The 16,210-nt window shown below is 71.2% G+C and carries 14 protein-coding genes and 1 pseudogene; 9 read left to right on the top strand and 6 right to left on the bottom strand.

The features are described from left to right. Positions 1-2: 2 nt before the first annotated feature. The 3 genes from AB0878_RS36975 to AB0878_RS36965 form a co-directional block, all read right to left on the bottom strand. A complete protein-coding gene (locus AB0878_RS36975; protein ID WP_366585349.1) occupies positions 3-497 on the bottom strand; it encodes a universal stress protein in 495 nt (164 codons plus the stop codon). Positions 498-511: 14 nt separating this feature from the next. Next, positions 512-1,891, bottom strand: coding sequence for an MFS transporter (locus tag AB0878_RS36970; RefSeq protein ID WP_366585347.1), 1,380 nt, complete (start codon positions 1,889-1,891; stop codon positions 512-514). Between the two features lie 371 nt (positions 1,892-2,262). Then, complete coding sequence (locus AB0878_RS36965) at positions 2,263-3,054, bottom strand: IclR family transcriptional regulator (protein WP_366585345.1); 792 nt, start codon at positions 3,052-3,054, stop codon at positions 2,263-2,265. A gap of 124 nt (positions 3,055-3,178) precedes the next feature. Here AB0878_RS36965 and AB0878_RS36960 point away from each other — a divergent pair, with 124 nt between their 5' ends. The 3 genes and pseudogenes from AB0878_RS36960 (at position 3,179) to AB0878_RS36950 (ending at position 7,537) form a co-directional block, all read left to right on the top strand. Further along, positions 3,179-4,384, top strand: a complete 1,206-nt coding sequence (locus AB0878_RS36960; RefSeq protein WP_366585343.1) for a CaiB/BaiF CoA-transferase family protein — start codon at positions 3,179-3,181, stop codon at positions 4,382-4,384. 30 nt (positions 4,385-4,414) lie between these two features. Next, positions 4,415-5,320 (top strand): hydroxymethylglutaryl-CoA lyase, encoded by a 906-nt coding sequence (locus AB0878_RS36955; RefSeq protein ID WP_366585341.1) that lies wholly within the window; start codon positions 4,415-4,417, stop codon positions 5,318-5,320. A 136-nt stretch (positions 5,321-5,456) separates the two neighbouring features. Further along, a pseudogene (locus AB0878_RS36950) lies at positions 5,457-7,537 on the top strand (AMP-binding protein). Positions 7,538-7,557: 20 nt separating this feature from the next. On the opposite strand, the gene AB0878_RS36945 reads toward AB0878_RS36950, so the two are convergent. Continuing rightward, positions 7,558-8,169 carry a TMEM175 family protein gene (locus AB0878_RS36945; RefSeq protein WP_366585339.1) on the bottom strand — a complete coding sequence of 204 codons (612 nt, stop codon included), beginning with the start codon at positions 8,167-8,169 and terminating at the stop codon, positions 7,558-7,560. A gap of 167 nt (positions 8,170-8,336) precedes the next feature. Beyond that, a complete protein-coding gene (locus AB0878_RS36940; protein WP_366585337.1) occupies positions 8,337-9,179 on the bottom strand; it encodes an SDR family NAD(P)-dependent oxidoreductase in 843 nt (280 codons plus the stop codon). Positions 9,180-9,323: 144 nt separating this feature from the next. Here AB0878_RS36940 and AB0878_RS36935 point away from each other — a divergent pair, with 144 nt between their 5' ends. Beyond that, the gene (locus tag AB0878_RS36935) at positions 9,324-10,157 is read left to right on the top strand and encodes a helix-turn-helix transcriptional regulator (protein WP_366585335.1); all 834 of its coding nucleotides are present in this window, start codon (positions 9,324-9,326) and stop codon (positions 10,155-10,157) included. 51 nt (positions 10,158-10,208) lie between these two features. Here the strand turns inward: AB0878_RS36935 and AB0878_RS36930 are convergent, their stop codons facing one another. After that, positions 10,209-11,102: a LysR family transcriptional regulator ArgP gene (locus AB0878_RS36930; protein WP_366585333.1), complete on the bottom strand. Its 894-nt coding sequence runs from the start codon at positions 11,100-11,102 to the stop codon at positions 10,209-10,211. A gap of 67 nt (positions 11,103-11,169) precedes the next feature. Here AB0878_RS36930 and AB0878_RS36925 point away from each other — a divergent pair, with 67 nt between their 5' ends. The 5 genes from AB0878_RS36925 to AB0878_RS36905 all read left to right on the top strand — a co-directional run bounded on the left by AB0878_RS36925 (position 11,170) and on the right by AB0878_RS36905 (position 16,076). Next, entirely contained in the window at positions 11,170-11,778 is a 609-nt protein-coding gene (locus tag AB0878_RS36925; protein ID WP_366585331.1) for a LysE family transporter, read from the top strand. Positions 11,779-11,846: 68 nt separating this feature from the next. Beyond that, complete coding sequence (locus AB0878_RS36920; RefSeq protein ID WP_366585329.1) at positions 11,847-12,296, top strand: MarR family winged helix-turn-helix transcriptional regulator; 450 nt, start codon at positions 11,847-11,849, stop codon at positions 12,294-12,296. Then, positions 12,293-13,120: an ATP-binding cassette domain-containing protein gene (locus AB0878_RS36915; protein ID WP_366585327.1), complete on the top strand. Its 828-nt coding sequence runs from the start codon at positions 12,293-12,295 to the stop codon at positions 13,118-13,120. Before AB0878_RS36920 ends, AB0878_RS36915 begins: the two co-directional genes overlap by 4 nt. Further along, positions 13,080-13,901 (top strand): ABC transporter permease, encoded by an 822-nt coding sequence (locus tag AB0878_RS36910; protein ID WP_366585325.1) that lies wholly within the window; start codon positions 13,080-13,082, stop codon positions 13,899-13,901. Before AB0878_RS36915 ends, AB0878_RS36910 begins: the two co-directional genes overlap by 41 nt. A 126-nt stretch (positions 13,902-14,027) precedes the next feature. Continuing rightward, positions 14,028-16,076, top strand: coding sequence for a transglycosylase domain-containing protein (locus AB0878_RS36905; RefSeq protein WP_366585517.1), 2,049 nt, complete (start codon positions 14,028-14,030; stop codon positions 16,074-16,076). Positions 16,077-16,210: the final 134 nt, after the last annotated feature.

Genomic DNA, 16,210 nt, shown 5'->3' with positions numbered 1-16,210 from the left:
ACTCAGGGCACCACGACCACGGGCCAGATCCCCGCGCGCACCAGCCGGTTGCCCACCGAGCCGACGAGCCGGTGGCCGCCCTGCTCCGACGCCCCGACCACCACCATGTCCGCACTCACCTCGAGCGCGGCCTCCTTCAGCTCCGGATACGCCTCGCCGCGCCGCACCACGAACGTCACCGGCACGCCCAGCTCGTCCGCGCGGCCGTGCAGCTCGGACCGCAGCTGCGCGATCTCCTCGGTGAACGTCTGCTGCTCGACGTCCACCACGGCCGCCGCGGCCAGCCCGGCCCACATCGACGGCGCCGCGACGTACACGACCACCAGCCGCGCCCGCTGGCGCCGGGCCAGACCCGCCGCGTACGAAGCCGCGCGCAACCCCGTCGGCGATGTGTCCGTGCCGACCAGGATCACGCGCGGTCCGTCGGTTCCCCGTTCGTACGGCCCGGATTCCCACCGCGGGCCGTACTCCTCGACCAGATCTTCCACGAGCCCCATTATGTCCGGAGCGATCAGCCTTCCCCGGCCACGTTCTCCACCGAGCGGCCCGTGGTGCGCGGGCCGAGGATCGCGATGTCCAGCGCCACCAGCACGAGCGCCGCGCCGATCACCACGAACAACGTGGTCGCGCCCGAACTGTCGAGCAGCGGCACCAGCACGAACGGCATCACGCCACTCGCCAGCCGCGAGATCGAGTACGTGCCGCTCGACGCCGTGGAGCGCAGGCCCGTCGGGAAGATCTCGGCCTGGTAGATGTGGTACGCGTTGGAGAACACGTTGCTGATCGCGGTGTAGATGAACCCGAAGACGATGGCGAGCGCGATGGAGTTCGCGAGCCCGAACGCGAGGCCGAACACCGCCATCGCGAGCACCGAGCCGATGACCAAGTGCTTGCGCTCCAGGCGTTCCACGAGCGGCAGCGACAACGCCGAGCCCACCGGGTAGCCGAGGAACGTCAGCGCGGTGAACAGCAACGACTGCGAAACCGGGTAGCCCTTCGCGGCGAGCACGAGCGGGACCATCGTGCCGAAGCCGTAGTAACCGATGGTCTGGAGCACATGGAAGAGCGTCATCATGATCGTGCGGCGGCGGTACGTCGGCCCGAACAGGTCCCGCACCGGCGCGGCCTTGCGCACGGGCTTCCCGACCGGCGCGGGCACGGGCTCGTCGGACGGCGGCTGGCCCGCCTCGGCCTCGAGGCCCCGGATCACGGTCTCCGCCTCCTGCGTGCGTCCCACCGAGTGCAGCCAGCGCGGCGACTCCGGCAGCCCGCGGCGCAGCAGGAACACGACGCCGGCGCCGAGCGCGCCGATCACGAACAGCCAGCGCCAGCCGGCGACGCCCAGGAACGACCCCTCGGTGAGCCCCTTCGCGAGGAACCCGACGACCGGCACCCCGCAGAACGCGAGCGTGTACGCCCACGCGATCAGCTTGCCGCGCTTGCGGGCCGGCAGCAGGTCGGTGAGGTAGGTGTCGGCCAGCGGCGGTTCGGCGCCGAGTCCCACGCCGGCGAAGAACCGGGTGATCAGCAGCATGATCGCGTTGCCGCTGAACGCGCCGAGCAGCGAGAAGAACGAGTACAGCGCCAGGTTCAGCAGGAACGCCCCGCGCCGGCCGAAGCGGTCGGCCAGGCGGCCGAGCAGCAGCGCGCCGAAGAACATGCCGAGGAACGTCGAGGCCAGCAGCGGCGGGAGCGCCGCCTTGCTGAGCTTGAACTCGCTGACCAGCACCGCGCTGATCGTCCCGGTCAGGAACACCTCGTAGAACTCGAAGAACAGACCGAGCCCGACGGCGACGGTCGCGCGCCGGTGGGTGCGGGTGACCGGCAGCCGGTCGAGCCGCGCCGCGACCGCGGCCGTCCCCGGCTCCGCCGTGTCGAGGGGGTTCGCCATCCGTCGTCTCCTTTGACAGTCATGGCCGCGCGGATCGAGCGCCAAGCAGGATCCACTATGTGATTCGTGCCCCCATGATGTGGCGGGATGTGCGCGGGCGTCAAGGGTGGCGGAGCGTCGTGGATCAGCCTGAGGGGTCCACCGATCGGGACGCATCCGCCCCCGTCGAGCCGCTCACCAGCACGAAGGGTGGTCAGTCGCGCGATCGGATCGGTCGACAAGAAATCTTCACCGCGCGACGAACCCGGCGAACCCGCCACAGCGGACGCCGGGACCACTCGTCCAGGCACCGGCCAGCGCGAACTGAAGGACGGATCAGGGAACCAGGTCCGTGACAGTGCCCCGCACGGACGCGACGCGGCCGGAAAGGGTCAGCCGGTGACGTCGTGCGCCATGCCCGCGCGGTAGCCCAGCCGTTCCGACGCCGCGGCCGCCGCCGCGAGCACCAGCGGCGCCAACCGCGGCACGTCCGCCGACGTCATGCGCTGGGTCGGCGCGCCGATGCCGATCACGGCGCTCAGCTCGCCCGTCAGCCCGAACACGGGGGCGCTGAGCGAGGCCGCGCCGAGGTCGCGTTCCTCGAAGCTGCTGGCGTAACCGTCGGCGCGGACCTGGGCGAGCTGCTGGTTGAGCTGGTCGATGTCGACGATCGTGTGCTCGGTGAAGCGCGCGAGGCCGTGGCCGACGGCGTCGCGCAGCGCGAGGCGGTCCCAGGCCAGGAAGACCTTCCCGGCCGAGCCGGCGTGCAGCGGCATGACCATGCCGACCACGAACAGCCGGATCACGGGGTGGCGCGACTCGGCCAGCGAAACCACCGTGCGGAAGGCGCCGTCGCGCACGTACAGGCAGGCCGTCTCGCCCGAGTCGTCGCGCAGTTTGTGCAGCACGGGACGCACGAGCCGCACCAGGTCCAGTCCGAAGGTGCCCGGCGCGGCCCAGCGCACGAGGCCGAGCCCGACGCGATAGGTGTCGTCGTAGCGGTCGAGGAAGCCTTCGCGCACCAGGTTGTGCACCAGCCGCTGGCACGTGCTCGCCGGCAGGCCGGTGGCGCGGGTGATCTGCTGCAGGGTCAGCTCGGGCTCCTCGATCGTGAACGACTCGAGGATCTGCTTGAACTTCCGCAGCACCAGCACCGGCGCGGTGCCGCCCCGCTCTTCCACCATCGCCGCCCCGCTTCTGTGACCCACCCGACTGTTTCGCCGAGTGTAGTCAGCCTCGATCGTCTTGACGGCGACACGCGCACCCGTATTCTGGGTCTGCAACTCACTATGTGGTTGGAGCGTGATCATGAGCGATCGAGGCCCCCTCACCGGGGTGCGGGTGGTCGAGCTGGGGAACTTCATCGCGGCGCCCACCGCCGGCCGCCTGCTGGCCGACTTCGGCGCCGACGTCGTGAAGGTCGAGCGCCCGGGCAGCGGCGACGAGCTGCGCCGCTGGCGCCTGCACGCGGGCGACACCTCCCTGCTCTTCCGGGCGCTGGGCCGCAACAAGCGGTCCGTCACCCTCGACCTGCGCTCCTCCGAGGGCCAGGACGTCGCGCGCAAGCTCATCGCCAAAGCCGACGTCGTCCTCGAGAACTTCCGCCCCGGCACGCTCGAACGCTGGGGCCTGGGCCCCGAAGAGCTCAAGCAGCTCAACCCCGGCCTCGTCCTCGTGCGCGTGTCCGGCTACGGCCAGACCGGCCCCTACCGCGACCGGCCCGGTTTCGGCGGCGTCGCCGAGGCCGTCGGCGGCTTGCGTGCGCTCACCGGGTACCCCGATCGCCCGCCGACGCGCGTCGGCGTGAGCCTGGCCGACTCCGTCGCCGGTCTCTACGCCGTGATCGGCGCGCTGATGGGCCTGCTGCGCCGGGAACGCGAGGGCGGCGGGGGCGAGACTGTGGACGTCGCGCTGTACGAGGCCGTCTACTCGCTGATGGAATCGCTGGTCCCGGACTTCGACGCGTTCGGCGTGGTCCGCGAGCCCGCCGGCTCCGCGCTGCCCGGCATCGCGCCGTCGAACACCTACCGCTGCGGCGACGGCAAGTACATCGTCGTGAGTGGCAACGGCGACGCCATCTTCCGCCGCCTCGCCCACGCCATCGGCCGCCCGGACCTCGCCGACGACCCGGCGCTGGCCGACAACGCCGGCCGAGTCGCCAACGCCGCCCGCCTCGACCAGGTCATCGGTGACTGGGCGCAGGGCCGGTCGCAGGAAGCCGCCGAGACGACGCTGCGCGCCGCCGACGTGCCCTGCGGCCCCATCCTCACCGCCGAGGACATCACCAAGGACCCGCACTTCGAGGCCCGCGGCATGCACCAGCGCCGGACCGTGCGCATCGACGACGAAGACGTCGAGGTCACCTTCCCCGGCGTCGTCCCCGCGCTCGGCGAGCACCCGGGCAGCGTGCGGACGCTCGGGCCGGAGCTCGGCGAGCACACCGAAGACGTGCTGGCCGAACTCGGCTTCGACGACGAGACCCGCGCGCGCCTGCGCGCCGACGGCGTCATCTGACCCCTGCACAGAGAACAAAGGAGACCCACCATGGACGAGGTCCTCATCACCGAGGTCGTGCTGCGCGACGGCCTGCAGGACGAAGCCCGCACCGTGCCCACCCCCGACAAGCTCCGCCTCGCCCGCGGCCTCGTCGCCGCCGGGTTCCGCGCGCTCGAGGTCGGCTCCTTCGTCTCGAAGCGCCGCGTGCCGCAGATGGCCGACACCGACGAGCTCCTGCGCACGCTCGACCCGGCGACCAGCCCCGCCACCCTCCACACGCTCGTCTTCACCGAACGTGGCGCGCAGCAGGCCGTGGAGGCCGGCGCCCGGTCCGTGCGGCTGGTGGTCTCCGCCAGCGACGGGCACAGCACGGCCAACGCCGGCGTGCCGACCGAAGGCGCGCTCGCCCGGCTCGAGAGCTGCGCCGAGATCCTCACCGCCGCGGACGTCGCCCTCGAGGCGACCATCGCGACGGCCTTCGTCTGCCCGTTCGACGGCGACACCGACCCCGCACGCACCGCCGCCACCGCGGAACGCCTGGCCAAGCTCGGTGCCGGCGTGCTGCACCTCGCCGACACCATCGGCGCGGCCAACCCGAGCCTGCTGCGCCGCGGGATCGAAGCCGTGCGCGACGCGGTGCCCGACCTGCCGCTCGGCCTGCACCTGCACGACACCTACGGCTTCGCCGCCGCCAACGCGTGGGAGGGCCTGCGGCTCGGCATCCGCCGCTTCGACTCGTCGCTCGGCGGGATCGGCGGCTGCCCGTTCGCGCCCGGGGCCTCGGGCAACATCGCCACCGACGACCTCGTGCACCTGCTTCACCGCGAAGGCATCGCCACCGGCATCGACGTCGCGAAACTGGCCAGCCTGCGCGACGAGGTCCGGCTCGCCGTCGGCCACGAACTCGGCTCGGCGCTCTCGTCGGTTCCTGCCGTTCCCGCCGCACTCGTCTGAAAATTCCCGTCCCGTCGAATTGCTGGTGATTCGGAGTACCGGAGCCGAGCCGATTGCTGGTAGCGTGCCCGGCACCTGAACGCGCGTCCGGTACGTACCGGGGAGCGCAACGCGCGCGGCGGTGAGGCGGATCGCAATGCGAGACGATGTGGTCGAGGCGACCTCGACCGTCGGGCACCCGCCCGACGCGGTGTGGCAGATCATCGGCTCCCCCGAGCTCTACCCGAGATTCCTGCCGGCGATCAGCTGGTGCGAGGTGACCGAGGCGCCGTTGCGCGGCCGCGGCCCCCGCTGCCTGATCAGGCTGGCTCCCGACCGGGAAACGTTGGTCGAAGGCACCATCCACGCGGTGGTGTACCGGCCCGGCGAACACGTGGTGTGGTGCGGGCTGCCCGACGAGCGCAACTGGGTCTCGTTCGAGCTGCGCGCGCTCGCGGGCGGGACTGGCGTGCAGACGGAGATCGTGCTGCGCCTCATGCTCCCGTCACTGCCGCCCGAGCACCACGACCTGCTCTCGCGCTCGGCCGTCAAGGGCATGCTGAAGGAGCTGACGCAGCGGATCGAGCTGCAGCTGTCCGGCGAAGCCGCCGAGCCGCCCGAGTACGACCGCGCCACGGCCCTGCGCACGGCCAACACGCTGGTGCGCGCGGGCGTGCTCGTCGCGGGCCGGCCGGACAAGGTCGCGAAGCAGCTCAACTCGCTTTCGCAGTGGGGCGCCACGATCGCCGGCGGCTACCTCGCGGCGACCGCGCGCGGCGCCGACGACATCGCGGTGCACGACGAGCGCAACAGCCGCTCGTTCCGCGACATCGACGAGCGCAGCAACCAGCTGGCCAACTCCCTGGCGAAGCTCGACGTCCGGCCGGGCCAGCGCGTGGCGCTGATGTGCCGCAACCACGCGGCGATGGTCGAGGCGTTCGTCGGCTGCAGCAAGCTCGGCGTCGACGTGGTGCTGCTCAACACCGGCCTCTCCCCCTCTGCGGTCGAGGACGTGCTCACCGAGCACCAGCCGGCCGCGGTGCTGGCCGACGACGAGTTCGCGCAGACCATCGCGGGCGTGCAGGGTGACTTCCCCCGCGTGAGCACGTGGGACGACGCCGAGCAGGGCTACCGCACCGTCGACGAGCTCATCCACGACGCCTCCGCCGCGCGGCCGAAGCCGGTCAAACGGCCGGGCCAGATCGTGGTGCTGACCTCCGGCACCACCGGCACGCCGAAGGGCGCGCGCCGGCCGACGCCGAAGGGCCTGAGTACGGCGGCGAGCATCCTCGCGCGGATTCCCTTGCGGGCGCGGGACAAGATCGCCGTCGCGGCGCCGCTGTTCCACAGCTGGGGCCTGGCCGCGTTGCAGGTCGGGATGTCGGTGCGGGCGGAGCTGTCGCTGATCCGCCGGTTCGACGCGGAGCAGACGCTGCGGATGATCGCCGAGCACCGCTGCGACGCGCTGTTCGCCGTGCCGATATGTTGCAGCGCATCCACGAGCTGCCCGAGCGCGTGCGCAGCCGCTACGACCTGTCGTCGCTGCGGATCGTGGCCAGCAGCGGTTCGGCGATGTCGGGCTCGTTCGTGACGTCGTTCATGGACACCTTCGGCGACGTCCTCTACAACTTCTACGGCTCCACCGAGGTTTCCTGGGCCAGCATCGCCGACCCGGTCGACCTGCGCGCCGCGCCGACCACCGCCGGCCGCTGCCCGCCGGGCACCCGCATCGCCATCCTCGACGACGAGCGCCGCCCCGTGCCGCCCGGCGACGAGGGCCAGATCTTCGTCGGCAACGACATGCTCTTCGACGGCTACACCAACGGCTCCAGCGTGCCGCGCTCGAAGGACCTGATGGCCACCGGCGACGTCGGCTACCAGGACGCCGCGGGCCGGCTCTTCGTGACCGGCCGCGCCGACGAGATGATCGTGTCCGGCGGCGAGAACGTGTTCCCGCGCCCGGTGGAAGAGGCGCTGGTCGCACTGCCGGGCGTCTACGAGGCGGCCGTGGTGGGTGTGCCGGACGAGGAGTTCGGCCAGCGCCTGGCCGCCTACGTCGTGCTCCGCCGCGGCGCGCGCATGCACGCCGAGGACGTGCGCCACTACATCCACCAGAAGCTGGCGCGCTTCGCCGTGCCGCGTGACGTGTACTTCGTGCCGGAGCTCCCGCGCAACGCCACGGGCAAGATCCTCAAGCGGATGCTCAACGACGACCTGTGGCCGTTGCCGCAGGCGTGAATCGTCGGTGGGCTTGAGTCTCAGTCGTCGTCGCGCCCGCTGAACCGGCGGCGGGCGATGATCGGCGGGATGACGAGCAGCAGCAAGGCGTAGTAACCGAGGGCCGGGCGGACCGCGCCGATGACGAACGCGACCGCCAGCGCCACGACGGACAGCACGTTGTTGGCCAGCCAGCGATCCGTCACGCCCCCTTGGCGCAGGGCCACCTCCGGGTCCCGCCGGACGATCAGCACGAGCACCGTCTGGCACGCACTGCTGACGAGGATCGTGCCGATGTAGAAGAGCGTGGTGAAGCGGTCCGTGCCGTACTCACCGGTGAGCTCCGTCGGGAACGGCAGCACCGCGATGGTGAAGAGCCAGCAGAAGTTGGTGAGCGCGAGCGCCCCGCTGTAGGCGCGGACCTCCTCGAAGATGCGGTGGTGGCCCCACCACATCCGCGCGATCACCACAAAACTCAGCACGAAGCTGAAGAGCTGGTTCCAGTGCTCCAGAACGGCGTCGACGGCGTCCTTGTGCTCCGCCGCCAGCTCGGGCACCAGATCGGTGAGCGGCAGCACCAGCAACGTCAACGCGATGGCGACCACGGCGTCGCTGAAGAACACGAGCCGCTCGGGCGACTTCGTCCGCGGCACGCTCTGATCCGGACTTTGATCCACTCCGAGATCCAACCACAGCGGGAAGTCCCGGGTGGCCACTTGCGCCGACGCGGCCCCGCCCGGCCGGGAAATCCGGCCGAGCGGGGCCGTTCATCCCACGGAGAACCCCGGGGCCACGGTGCCGATCGCTTCCTGCGCGCCGGTCACGACGCGTCCGGGGCGGAGCCGTGGGCGAGGCGGGAGAGGTGGTCCCACTTCTCCCAGCCGTCGAGGCGGCGGGCGTACTCCGCGCGGACCAGGTCCAGGCCGCCGGCGCCGAACAGCACGCGCAGGGGCGGTTCTTCGGCGTCGGCGAGTGCGAGGACGGCCTGGCCGGTGGCTTCGATGTCGCCGGCGACGAAGTTCGTGGCCCGGTCGTCGTGCGCCTCGCGAATGTGGGCGTACGCGGCGTCGGGCCGGGTCTGCGGGGAGTTGGCGGCCAGGCCGGTCTGGAAGACGATCGGCTCGATGAGCGTCACCTTGATGTTGTAGGGCGCGACCTCCGCCGCAAGCGATTGGCTCACGCCCTCCAGCGCCCACTTCGACGCGTGGTACAGCCCGAGCGCCGGGTACGCGACAACCCCGCCGAGCGAGGAAACCTGGAAAATCCGGCCGCCGCCGCGGGCACGCATCCCCGGCAGGACGGCCCGGGTGGTCCACATCGCCCCGAGATAGTTCGTCTCCATCTGCTCACGGACCTGCTCGTCCGTGGCTTCCTCCACCGCGCCGATGAGCATGTGGCCGGCGTTGTTCACCAGCACATCGATGCCACCGAACCGCGCCTCCGCCGCAGCCACGGCTTCCCGCACCGCTGTCACGTCCTTCACGTCGAAGCCCAGCGGCAAAACCTGGTCGCCGTACTTGTCAACCAGCGGCTTCAACGACGCCGCGTCCCGGGCCGTCGCCGCGAGCCGGTCGCCGCGCTCCAGAACGGCCCGGGCCCACGCAGCGCCCAGCCCGCGCGACGCCCCGGTCAGGAACCAGGCCTTCGGGCTGTGTTCGGTCATGACGTACTCCTTCGTGGCACCGGGGCCGGCACTTCCGGCCCCACCCACGACTTTCCGACGCACGGACCCGGGCAGGCAGAGCGAACCTCACCCTGGGACTGCCGGTCCCTGGCTGGCTCGGGCCACCGGCAGGACACTGGACCGATGGACTTCGGACAGCTCTCCCACTTCCTGCGGGTGCGCCGCGAAGCGCTCACCCCCGAAGAGCTGGGGATCAAGTCCACCACCCGGCGCCGCACCCCCGGCCTGCGCCGCGAAGAGGTCGCCACCCGCGCCGGCATCTCCACCGACTACTACACCCGCCTCGAACAAGCCCGCGCCCCACAACCAACCCCCTCCGTCCTACGCGGCCTGACCCGCGCACTACGCCTGACACTCGACGAACGCGACCACCTCTTCCGCCTCGCCGGACACACCCCACCCGACCGCCTCCTCGCCGACGACCACGTCTCCCCCGTCCTCCTCAGCCTCCTCGACCGCCTCCACGACATGCCCGCCCAAATCATGACCGACCTCGGCGAAGTCCTCGCACAAAACACCCTCGCCACCGCCGTCTTCGGCGACCACACCCGGCTCGACGGACCCGACCGCAGCGTCATCTACCGGTGGTTCACCTCGCCGGAGCTCCGGGCGGCCTACCCGCCCGAGGACCAGGCCCAGGAATCCCGGATGATCGCTGCGGACCTGCGTGCGGCCCTGGTCCGCCGCAACGACCCCCGGGCCCACGCACTGGTCGACCGGCTGCTCGCGGAGAGCCCGGAGTTCGCCGAGCTGTGGGCCGACCACGACGTCGCCGTGCTGCGCGGCCGCCGCAAACGCTTCCGGCACGCGGAAATGGGGCTGCTAGAACTCGACTGCCAGGCGCTGCTGGAGGAGAACCGGTCCCAGATCCTGGCGCTGTTCGTGCCGGCGGCCGGCACGGACACCGCGGACCGGCTGGCGTTGCTCGGGGTACTCAGCGCGAGCCAGGAGCACTGACGTCCGACGGTCCACACGGGACACCCAGGACACTCAGCACACGCTGAACGCTCACTGCCGCAGCGCCGTGGCCGCCGCCGCGACGACCGCGGCGGCCACCGTCGCCAGGGCGGGCGAATCGAGTTTCCACTGCTGCCAGTACAGCGGCACGTCGGCGGGGTGGTCCGGGGCGAGGTCCACCAGCTCGTCGGCGCGGTGCTGCAGCTCCGGGACCATCCCCCAGCCCAGTCCGGCGGCCACGGCGTCCACGAAGGACTCCGAGGAGGGCACGAAGTGGCGCACCCCGGTCGCGCCGCGGCGGGTGAGGCCGCGCAGGAAGCGGTCCTGCAGCTCGTCCTTGCGGCCGAACAGCACGGCGGGCGCCGCCGGGAGGGCCTCGGGCAGCGGGCGGTCCATGAGCCACCGCGCGACGAACGCCGGGGACGCGACGGCGCGGTAGCGCATCCGGCCCAGGCGCGTCGAAGTGCAGCCCTGCACGGGGTTCGGCGCCGACGTGACGGCGGCCATCACCAGGCCCTCGCGCAGCAGCGTCGCGGTGTGGTCCTGGTCTTCGCTGTGGAGGTCGAACGCCACGGCCGGGGCGGAGCCGACGCCAGGCACGGCGGCCAGCGCGGGCAGGAACCAGGTGGCCAGCGAGTCGGCGTTCACGGCGATGGGCAGGGTCACCGGCCCGGCCGCGCCGACCAGGCCGAGCTCCGCGCGGGTGTCCTCCTCCAGGCGGGTGAGCTGGCGGGCGAAGCGCACGACGACCTGGCCCGAGCCGGTGAGCCGCACGGGTTTCGTCCGCAGGATCAGCACGCGCCCCAGGCGTTGTTCGAGCGCCTTCACGCGCTGGCTGACCGCCGACGGCGTCACGTGCAGCACGGCGGCCGCGCGGTCGAAGGACTGCTCGTCGACCACGGCGAGGAGCGTCCGGACCTGGTCGAGCGGGAGATCCGACATCACGAGAGCTAATGTTACGTAAGAATCTTTAGCTGGCCTAACGCCGAAACCCCGCCTTACGGTCGAAGGCGTGGTTCCCGCACTCGCCGCCGGCTTCGGCACCGGCCTCTCGCTCATCGTCGCCATCGGGGCGCAGAACACGTTCGTGCTGCAACAAGGGTTGCGCGGTGGGGCGGTCAAACGGCTGATCGTGGTGTGCGCGCTGTCGGACGTCGTGCTGATCGCCGCCGGCGTGAGCGGGATCGGCGCGGTGCTGCGGCGCTGGCCGGCGGCGATCACGGCGATCGGGGTCGTCGGCGGGGCGTTCCTGGTGACGTACGGGTTCCTCGCGGCCAGGCGCGCCCTGAAGCCCGGCGCGCTGACGACCGGCGCGCTCGAGCCCGTGTCCCCGCGGCGCACGGTGCTCACTGGGCTCGCGCTGACCTGGCTCAACCCCCACGTCTACCTCGACACGGTGCTTCTGCTCGGCTCGGTCGCGGCGGGCCAGGGCGGCGGCCGCTGGGCCTTCGGCGTCGGCGCCGCGCTGGCCAGCGCCGTCTGGTTCAGCGCGCTGGGCCTGGGCGCGCGCCGGCTCGCGGGGGTGTTCGCGCGGCCCGCGGCATGGCGAGTGCTCGACGGGCTGATCGCCGTGACGATGACTGCGCTCGGCGTTTCGATGGTCGTCGCGCAGCTGGCGTGAAACGCAAAGCCGACCAACCCGACAATCAGCGTTGCTAATAACTCTGACTCAGAGCTAATCTCGGAGGCATGATCCCACCTCCCGACCTCGCCGAGCGGCTGATGTCCGCCGTGCAGGGCATCCGGCGCGTCGTGCGGCGGCGGGTGCGCGCGGAAGTGCCCGGCCCTCCCCTGCCCGGCGCGCAGGTCGAGCTGCTGCGGGTGGTCGACCGCCTGCCCGGTATCGGTGTCGCCGCGGCGGCGCGCGAGCTGAGCCTCGCCGGCAACTCGGTGAGCACGCTCGTGAACCTCCTCGTCGAAGCCGGGTTGCTGCGCCGTGAGGTAGACCCGGCCGACCGGCGCGCCGCACAGTTGGAGGTGACCGAGGCCGCGCGCGAGCGCATGGCGATCTGGCGCAAGGCACGCACCGGGCTGGTCTCGGCCGCGCTCACGCAGCTGTCCGAAGAGGACACCGCGTCGATCACCGCGGCCCTGCCCGCGCTGGAGAAGCTGATGGACGTCCTGAAGGAGGAGGCATGACCGCCGCCGAAACCGACCGCGAGGCCGGGCCCGCCGTCCGGTGCACGGACCTGCACCACTCGTTCGGCACCACGAAGGCCGTGGACGGCGTCGACCTGGAGATCGTGCCGGGCGAGATCTTCGGCCTGCTCGGGCCGAACGGCGCCGGCAAGACCACCACCATCCGCATGATCACCACCCTGCTGCCCCTCGAAGCGGGCGCCATCTCCGTGTTCGGCGTCGACGTCACGCGCCGCCGCATGGCCGTGCGCCGGCTGATCGGCTACGTGCCCCAGCAGCTCTCGGCCGACGGCGCGCTCACCGGGCGCGAGAACGTGTCGCTGTTCGCGCGGCTGTTCGACGTCCCGCGCGCCCGCCGCGCCGACGAGGTCCACCGCGCGCTCGACCTGGTGGGCCTGCTGAACGAGGCCGAACGGCCCGTCGGCGGCTACTCCGGCGGCATGATCCGGCGCCTCGAGCTCGCGCAGGCGCTGGTGAGCTCCCCGCGGCTGCTGGTGCTCGACGAGCCGACCGTGGGCCTGGACCCGGTGGCGCGCTCGGCGGTGTGGGACCGCATCACCGAGATCCGCGAGCGCACCGGCATGACCGTGCTCGTCACCACGCACTACATGGATGAAGCAGAGCAATACTGCGACCGCGTCGCCCTCATGCACAGCGGCCGGATCCGCGCGCTCGGCACACCCGCCGAGCTGGAGGCCGACCTCGGCCCCGATTCCACTTTGGACGACGTGTTCCGGTCGATGACCGGCGACGCGCTGCAGAGCGAAACAGGAGGGATGCGCAATGTCCGCGCCACTCGCCGCACCGCCCGCCGTCTCGGCTGACCCGGGACCACTCGTACAGCTCCGCATCCTGCTCTCGCGCATCGGCGCGATGTGCCTGGTGGAGCTGCAGAAACTGCGCCGCGACCAGTCGGAGCTGATCACCCGCGCGATCCAGCCCGCCCTGTGGCTGCTGATCTTCGGCGAGACGTTCACGCGGATCCACGCGATCCCGACCGGCTCGATCCCCTACCTCGACTACCTCGCGCCCGGCATCCTCGCGCAGTCGGCGTTGTTCATCTCCATCTTCTACGGCATCCAGATCATCTGGGAACGCGACGCGGGCGTGCTCGCGAAGCTGCTCGTCACGCCGACGCCGCGGGCCGCGCTCGTGGCGGGCAAGGCGTTCGCGGCCGGGCTGCGCGCGCTGGTGCAGGCGCTGATGGTGCTGGTGCTCTCGGCGATCCTCGGCGTCGGTCTCACGGCGAACCCGCTGCGGCTGCTGGGCATGGTCGTGATCGTGATCCTCGGTTCGGCGTTCTTCTGCTGCTTCTCCATCGTGATCGCCGGCATCGTGTTGTCCCGCGACCGGCTGATGGGGATCGGGCAGGCCATCACCATGCCGTTGTTCTTCGGGTCCAACGCCCTCTACCCGGTGGACCTCATGCCCGGCTGGCTGAAGGTGCTCAGCCACATCAACCCGTTGAGCTACCAGGTCGACGCCCTTCGCGGACTTCTCATCGGCACTCCGGCCAACCTCGGGCTGGACTTCGGCGTCCTAGTGGGTGCGACCGCACTGGCGATCGGCGTCGCATCGGCTCTGCTCGGAAGGTTGGCTCGATGACAAGTTCCGCTTTACCCACCGTATTCACACGAGCCCGGTCGTAGGTTGGGGACCGTGGGAAAAGGCAAGGGGGTAGCCCCGTTCCTCGGATTGTGCGTGCTGGCAGGCGTTCTCGTCGCCGGCACGATGGCTCCGGTCGCGATCGGCGCGGGCGTTTTGTCCAATCAGGTCAGTGATTCCGTCGACGCGATCTCCGCGGACCTGGAGCACGCGGACCCGCCACTGGTGACGACAGTGACGGACCGGAATGGCAGCACGATCGCGACTTTGTACGCGCAGTACCGCATTCCGGTCACCGCGGCGCAGATCTCGCCCGCGATGAAGGCCGCGATCGTCGACATCGAGGACCGCCGCTTCTACACCGAAGGCGGCGTGGACCCGCAGGGCATGCTGCGCGCGGCCGTGAACGACAGCTCGGGCGGAGACCTGCAGGGCGCGTCGACGATCACGCAGCAGTACGTGAAGAACTACCTCATCAACGTCGTCGACCGCAACGACAAGACGGCGCAGGAGAAGGACCGCGAAGACTCGCTGGCCCGCAAGCTGCGCGAGGCCAAGATGGCCGTGCAGATCAGCCAGACCGTGCCGAAGGACGACGTGCTGGCCGACTACCTGAACGTGGTCGAGTACACCGGCACCGTCTACGGCATCGGCGCGGCGGCGGAAGCGTATTTCGGGACGACAGCGGACAAACTGACCGTGCCGCAGGCGGCGTTGCTGGCGGGCATGGTGAACAACCCCAGCGTCTACAACCCGTACACACATCCGGACAACGCGCTCAAGCGGCGCAACACCGTCATCGACTCCATGGTCACGGCCAAGTCCATCCCCGCTTCCTTCGCCGCCACCGCGAAAGCGACGCCGCTCGGCGTGGTGGGCACCCGCCCGGCCGCGCCGTCGAGCACGTGCCTGGGCGCAGCGCCCGACGCCGGGTTCTTCTGCGCGTACGCGGTGAACTACCTCAAGCAGGCCGGGTTCACGGTCGACCAGCTCGACACCGGCGGCTACGTCGTGAAGACCACGATGGACCCGCACGTGAGCCAGGTCGTGAAGGACGCGGTGGACGCCAACGTGCCGACGACGCAGGACGGCGTGGCCAACACGTTCGCCGTGGTGCAGCCGGGCGCGAGCGGGCACCAGGTGCTCGCGATGGTCGCCAACCGCAACTACGGCACCGATCCCGCCCAGGGTGAGACGTCCACGAACATCGTGGCCGACGCGAGCAACAAGTTCGGCGCCGGTTCGTCGTTCAAGATCTTCACCTCGGCCGCCGCGATGGTGGCGGGCAAGGCGGGGCTGAACACGCCGCTGCCCAACCCGTTCAGCAACTGCTTCACGCCACCGAACGCGAACAAGTACACGCCGTGCTACTCGGTGAGCAACGACGGCACCAGCTACCCCGACCCGATCTCGCTCGCCAGCGGCCTGGCGACGTCGCCGAACGTCGCGTTCGTCGGGCTGGAGTCGCAGGTCGGCATGCCCGCCGTGCTGGACATGGCCCGCAAGCTGGGGCTGCGCAACACCCTGGCGACCAACGACGCGGGCAACCCGCCCATCACCGACCCGTCGGACTCTCGATCGAAGAATCCGCAGTACGACGAGCCACAGTCGCAGTACTTCCAGAACCTGCTCTCGTTCACCCTCGGCAACAGCCCGGTGAGCCCGCTGGAGATGGCGAACGTCTCGGCGACGCTGATGAGCGGCGGCATGTGGTGCCCGCCCGACCCGATCCTGTCGGTGACCGACCGCAACGGCCAGGCGGTGCCCGTGAAGCAGCAGGGGTGCGAGCAGGTGATCCCGACGGGCGTCGCCAACACGCTGGAGGCCGGGCTCTCTCAGGACACCACCGTGGGCACCTCGGCCGCCGCCGCGCACTCGGCCGGCTGGACGCGCCCGGACATCGGCAAGACGGGGACCACGCAGCTGTCGGAGTCCGTCGCGTTCGTCGGCGGGGTGGACAACTTCGCCGTGTCGTCCATGGTGTTCGCCGACGGACCGCACCCGGAGGAGATCTGCCCGGGCACACCCGTGCACCTCGGCCGCTGCGGCCACGGCGCGTTCGGTGGCACGGTGGCGGCCCCGCCGTACTTCCACGCGATGAGCACGCTGCTGGCGGGCGTCCCCGACACCCCGATCCCGCCGCCGGACCCGCAGTACCTCGACGCACGCAACTGACCCGGCCCTGAACACCCCAATGTGGCGTTCGGTGCGCTCAACGCACCGACCCACGCGGCGGACAGTTCCTCGGCCGATGCGCACGCGCGCATCCCGATCCCGCCGCCGCCCCCGGTCGCCTTGAGCATCACCGG

The organism is Amycolatopsis sp. NPDC047767 (genome assembly GCF_040704195.1).
Taxonomy (GTDB): domain Bacteria; phylum Actinomycetota; class Actinomycetes; order Mycobacteriales; family Pseudonocardiaceae; genus Amycolatopsis.
Note: the sequence above shows the minus strand (reverse complement) of the source record. Positions and strands in the feature narration are given on the sequence as shown.

Excerpts from the sequence above, each read along its gene's own strand:
- AB0878_RS36975 (WP_366585349.1), bottom strand. The coding sequence starts at position 497 with ATGGGGCTCGTGGAAGATCTGGTCGAGGAGTACGGCCCGCGGTGGGAA.
- AB0878_RS36970 (WP_366585347.1), bottom strand. The coding sequence starts at position 1,891 with ATGGCGAACCCCCTCGACACGGCGGAGCCGGGGACGGCCGCGGTCGCG.
- AB0878_RS36965 (WP_366585345.1), bottom strand. The coding sequence starts at position 3,054 with ATGGTGGAAGAGCGGGGCGGCACCGCGCCGGTGCTGGTGCTGCGGAAG.
- AB0878_RS36960 (WP_366585343.1), top strand. The coding sequence starts at position 3,179 with ATGAGCGATCGAGGCCCCCTCACCGGGGTGCGGGTGGTCGAGCTGGGG.
- AB0878_RS36955 (WP_366585341.1), top strand. The coding sequence starts at position 4,415 with ATGGACGAGGTCCTCATCACCGAGGTCGTGCTGCGCGACGGCCTGCAG.
- AB0878_RS36940 (WP_366585337.1), bottom strand. The coding sequence starts at position 9,179 with ATGACCGAACACAGCCCGAAGGCCTGGTTCCTGACCGGGGCGTCGCGC.
- AB0878_RS36935 (WP_366585335.1), top strand. The coding sequence starts at position 9,324 with ATGGACTTCGGACAGCTCTCCCACTTCCTGCGGGTGCGCCGCGAAGCG.
- AB0878_RS36920 (WP_366585329.1), top strand. The coding sequence starts at position 11,847 with ATGATCCCACCTCCCGACCTCGCCGAGCGGCTGATGTCCGCCGTGCAG.
- AB0878_RS36915 (WP_366585327.1), top strand. The coding sequence starts at position 12,293 with ATGACCGCCGCCGAAACCGACCGCGAGGCCGGGCCCGCCGTCCGGTGC.
- AB0878_RS36910 (WP_366585325.1), top strand. The coding sequence starts at position 13,080 with ATGTCCGCGCCACTCGCCGCACCGCCCGCCGTCTCGGCTGACCCGGGA.
- AB0878_RS36905 (WP_366585517.1), top strand. The coding sequence starts at position 14,028 with ATGGCTCCGGTCGCGATCGGCGCGGGCGTTTTGTCCAATCAGGTCAGT.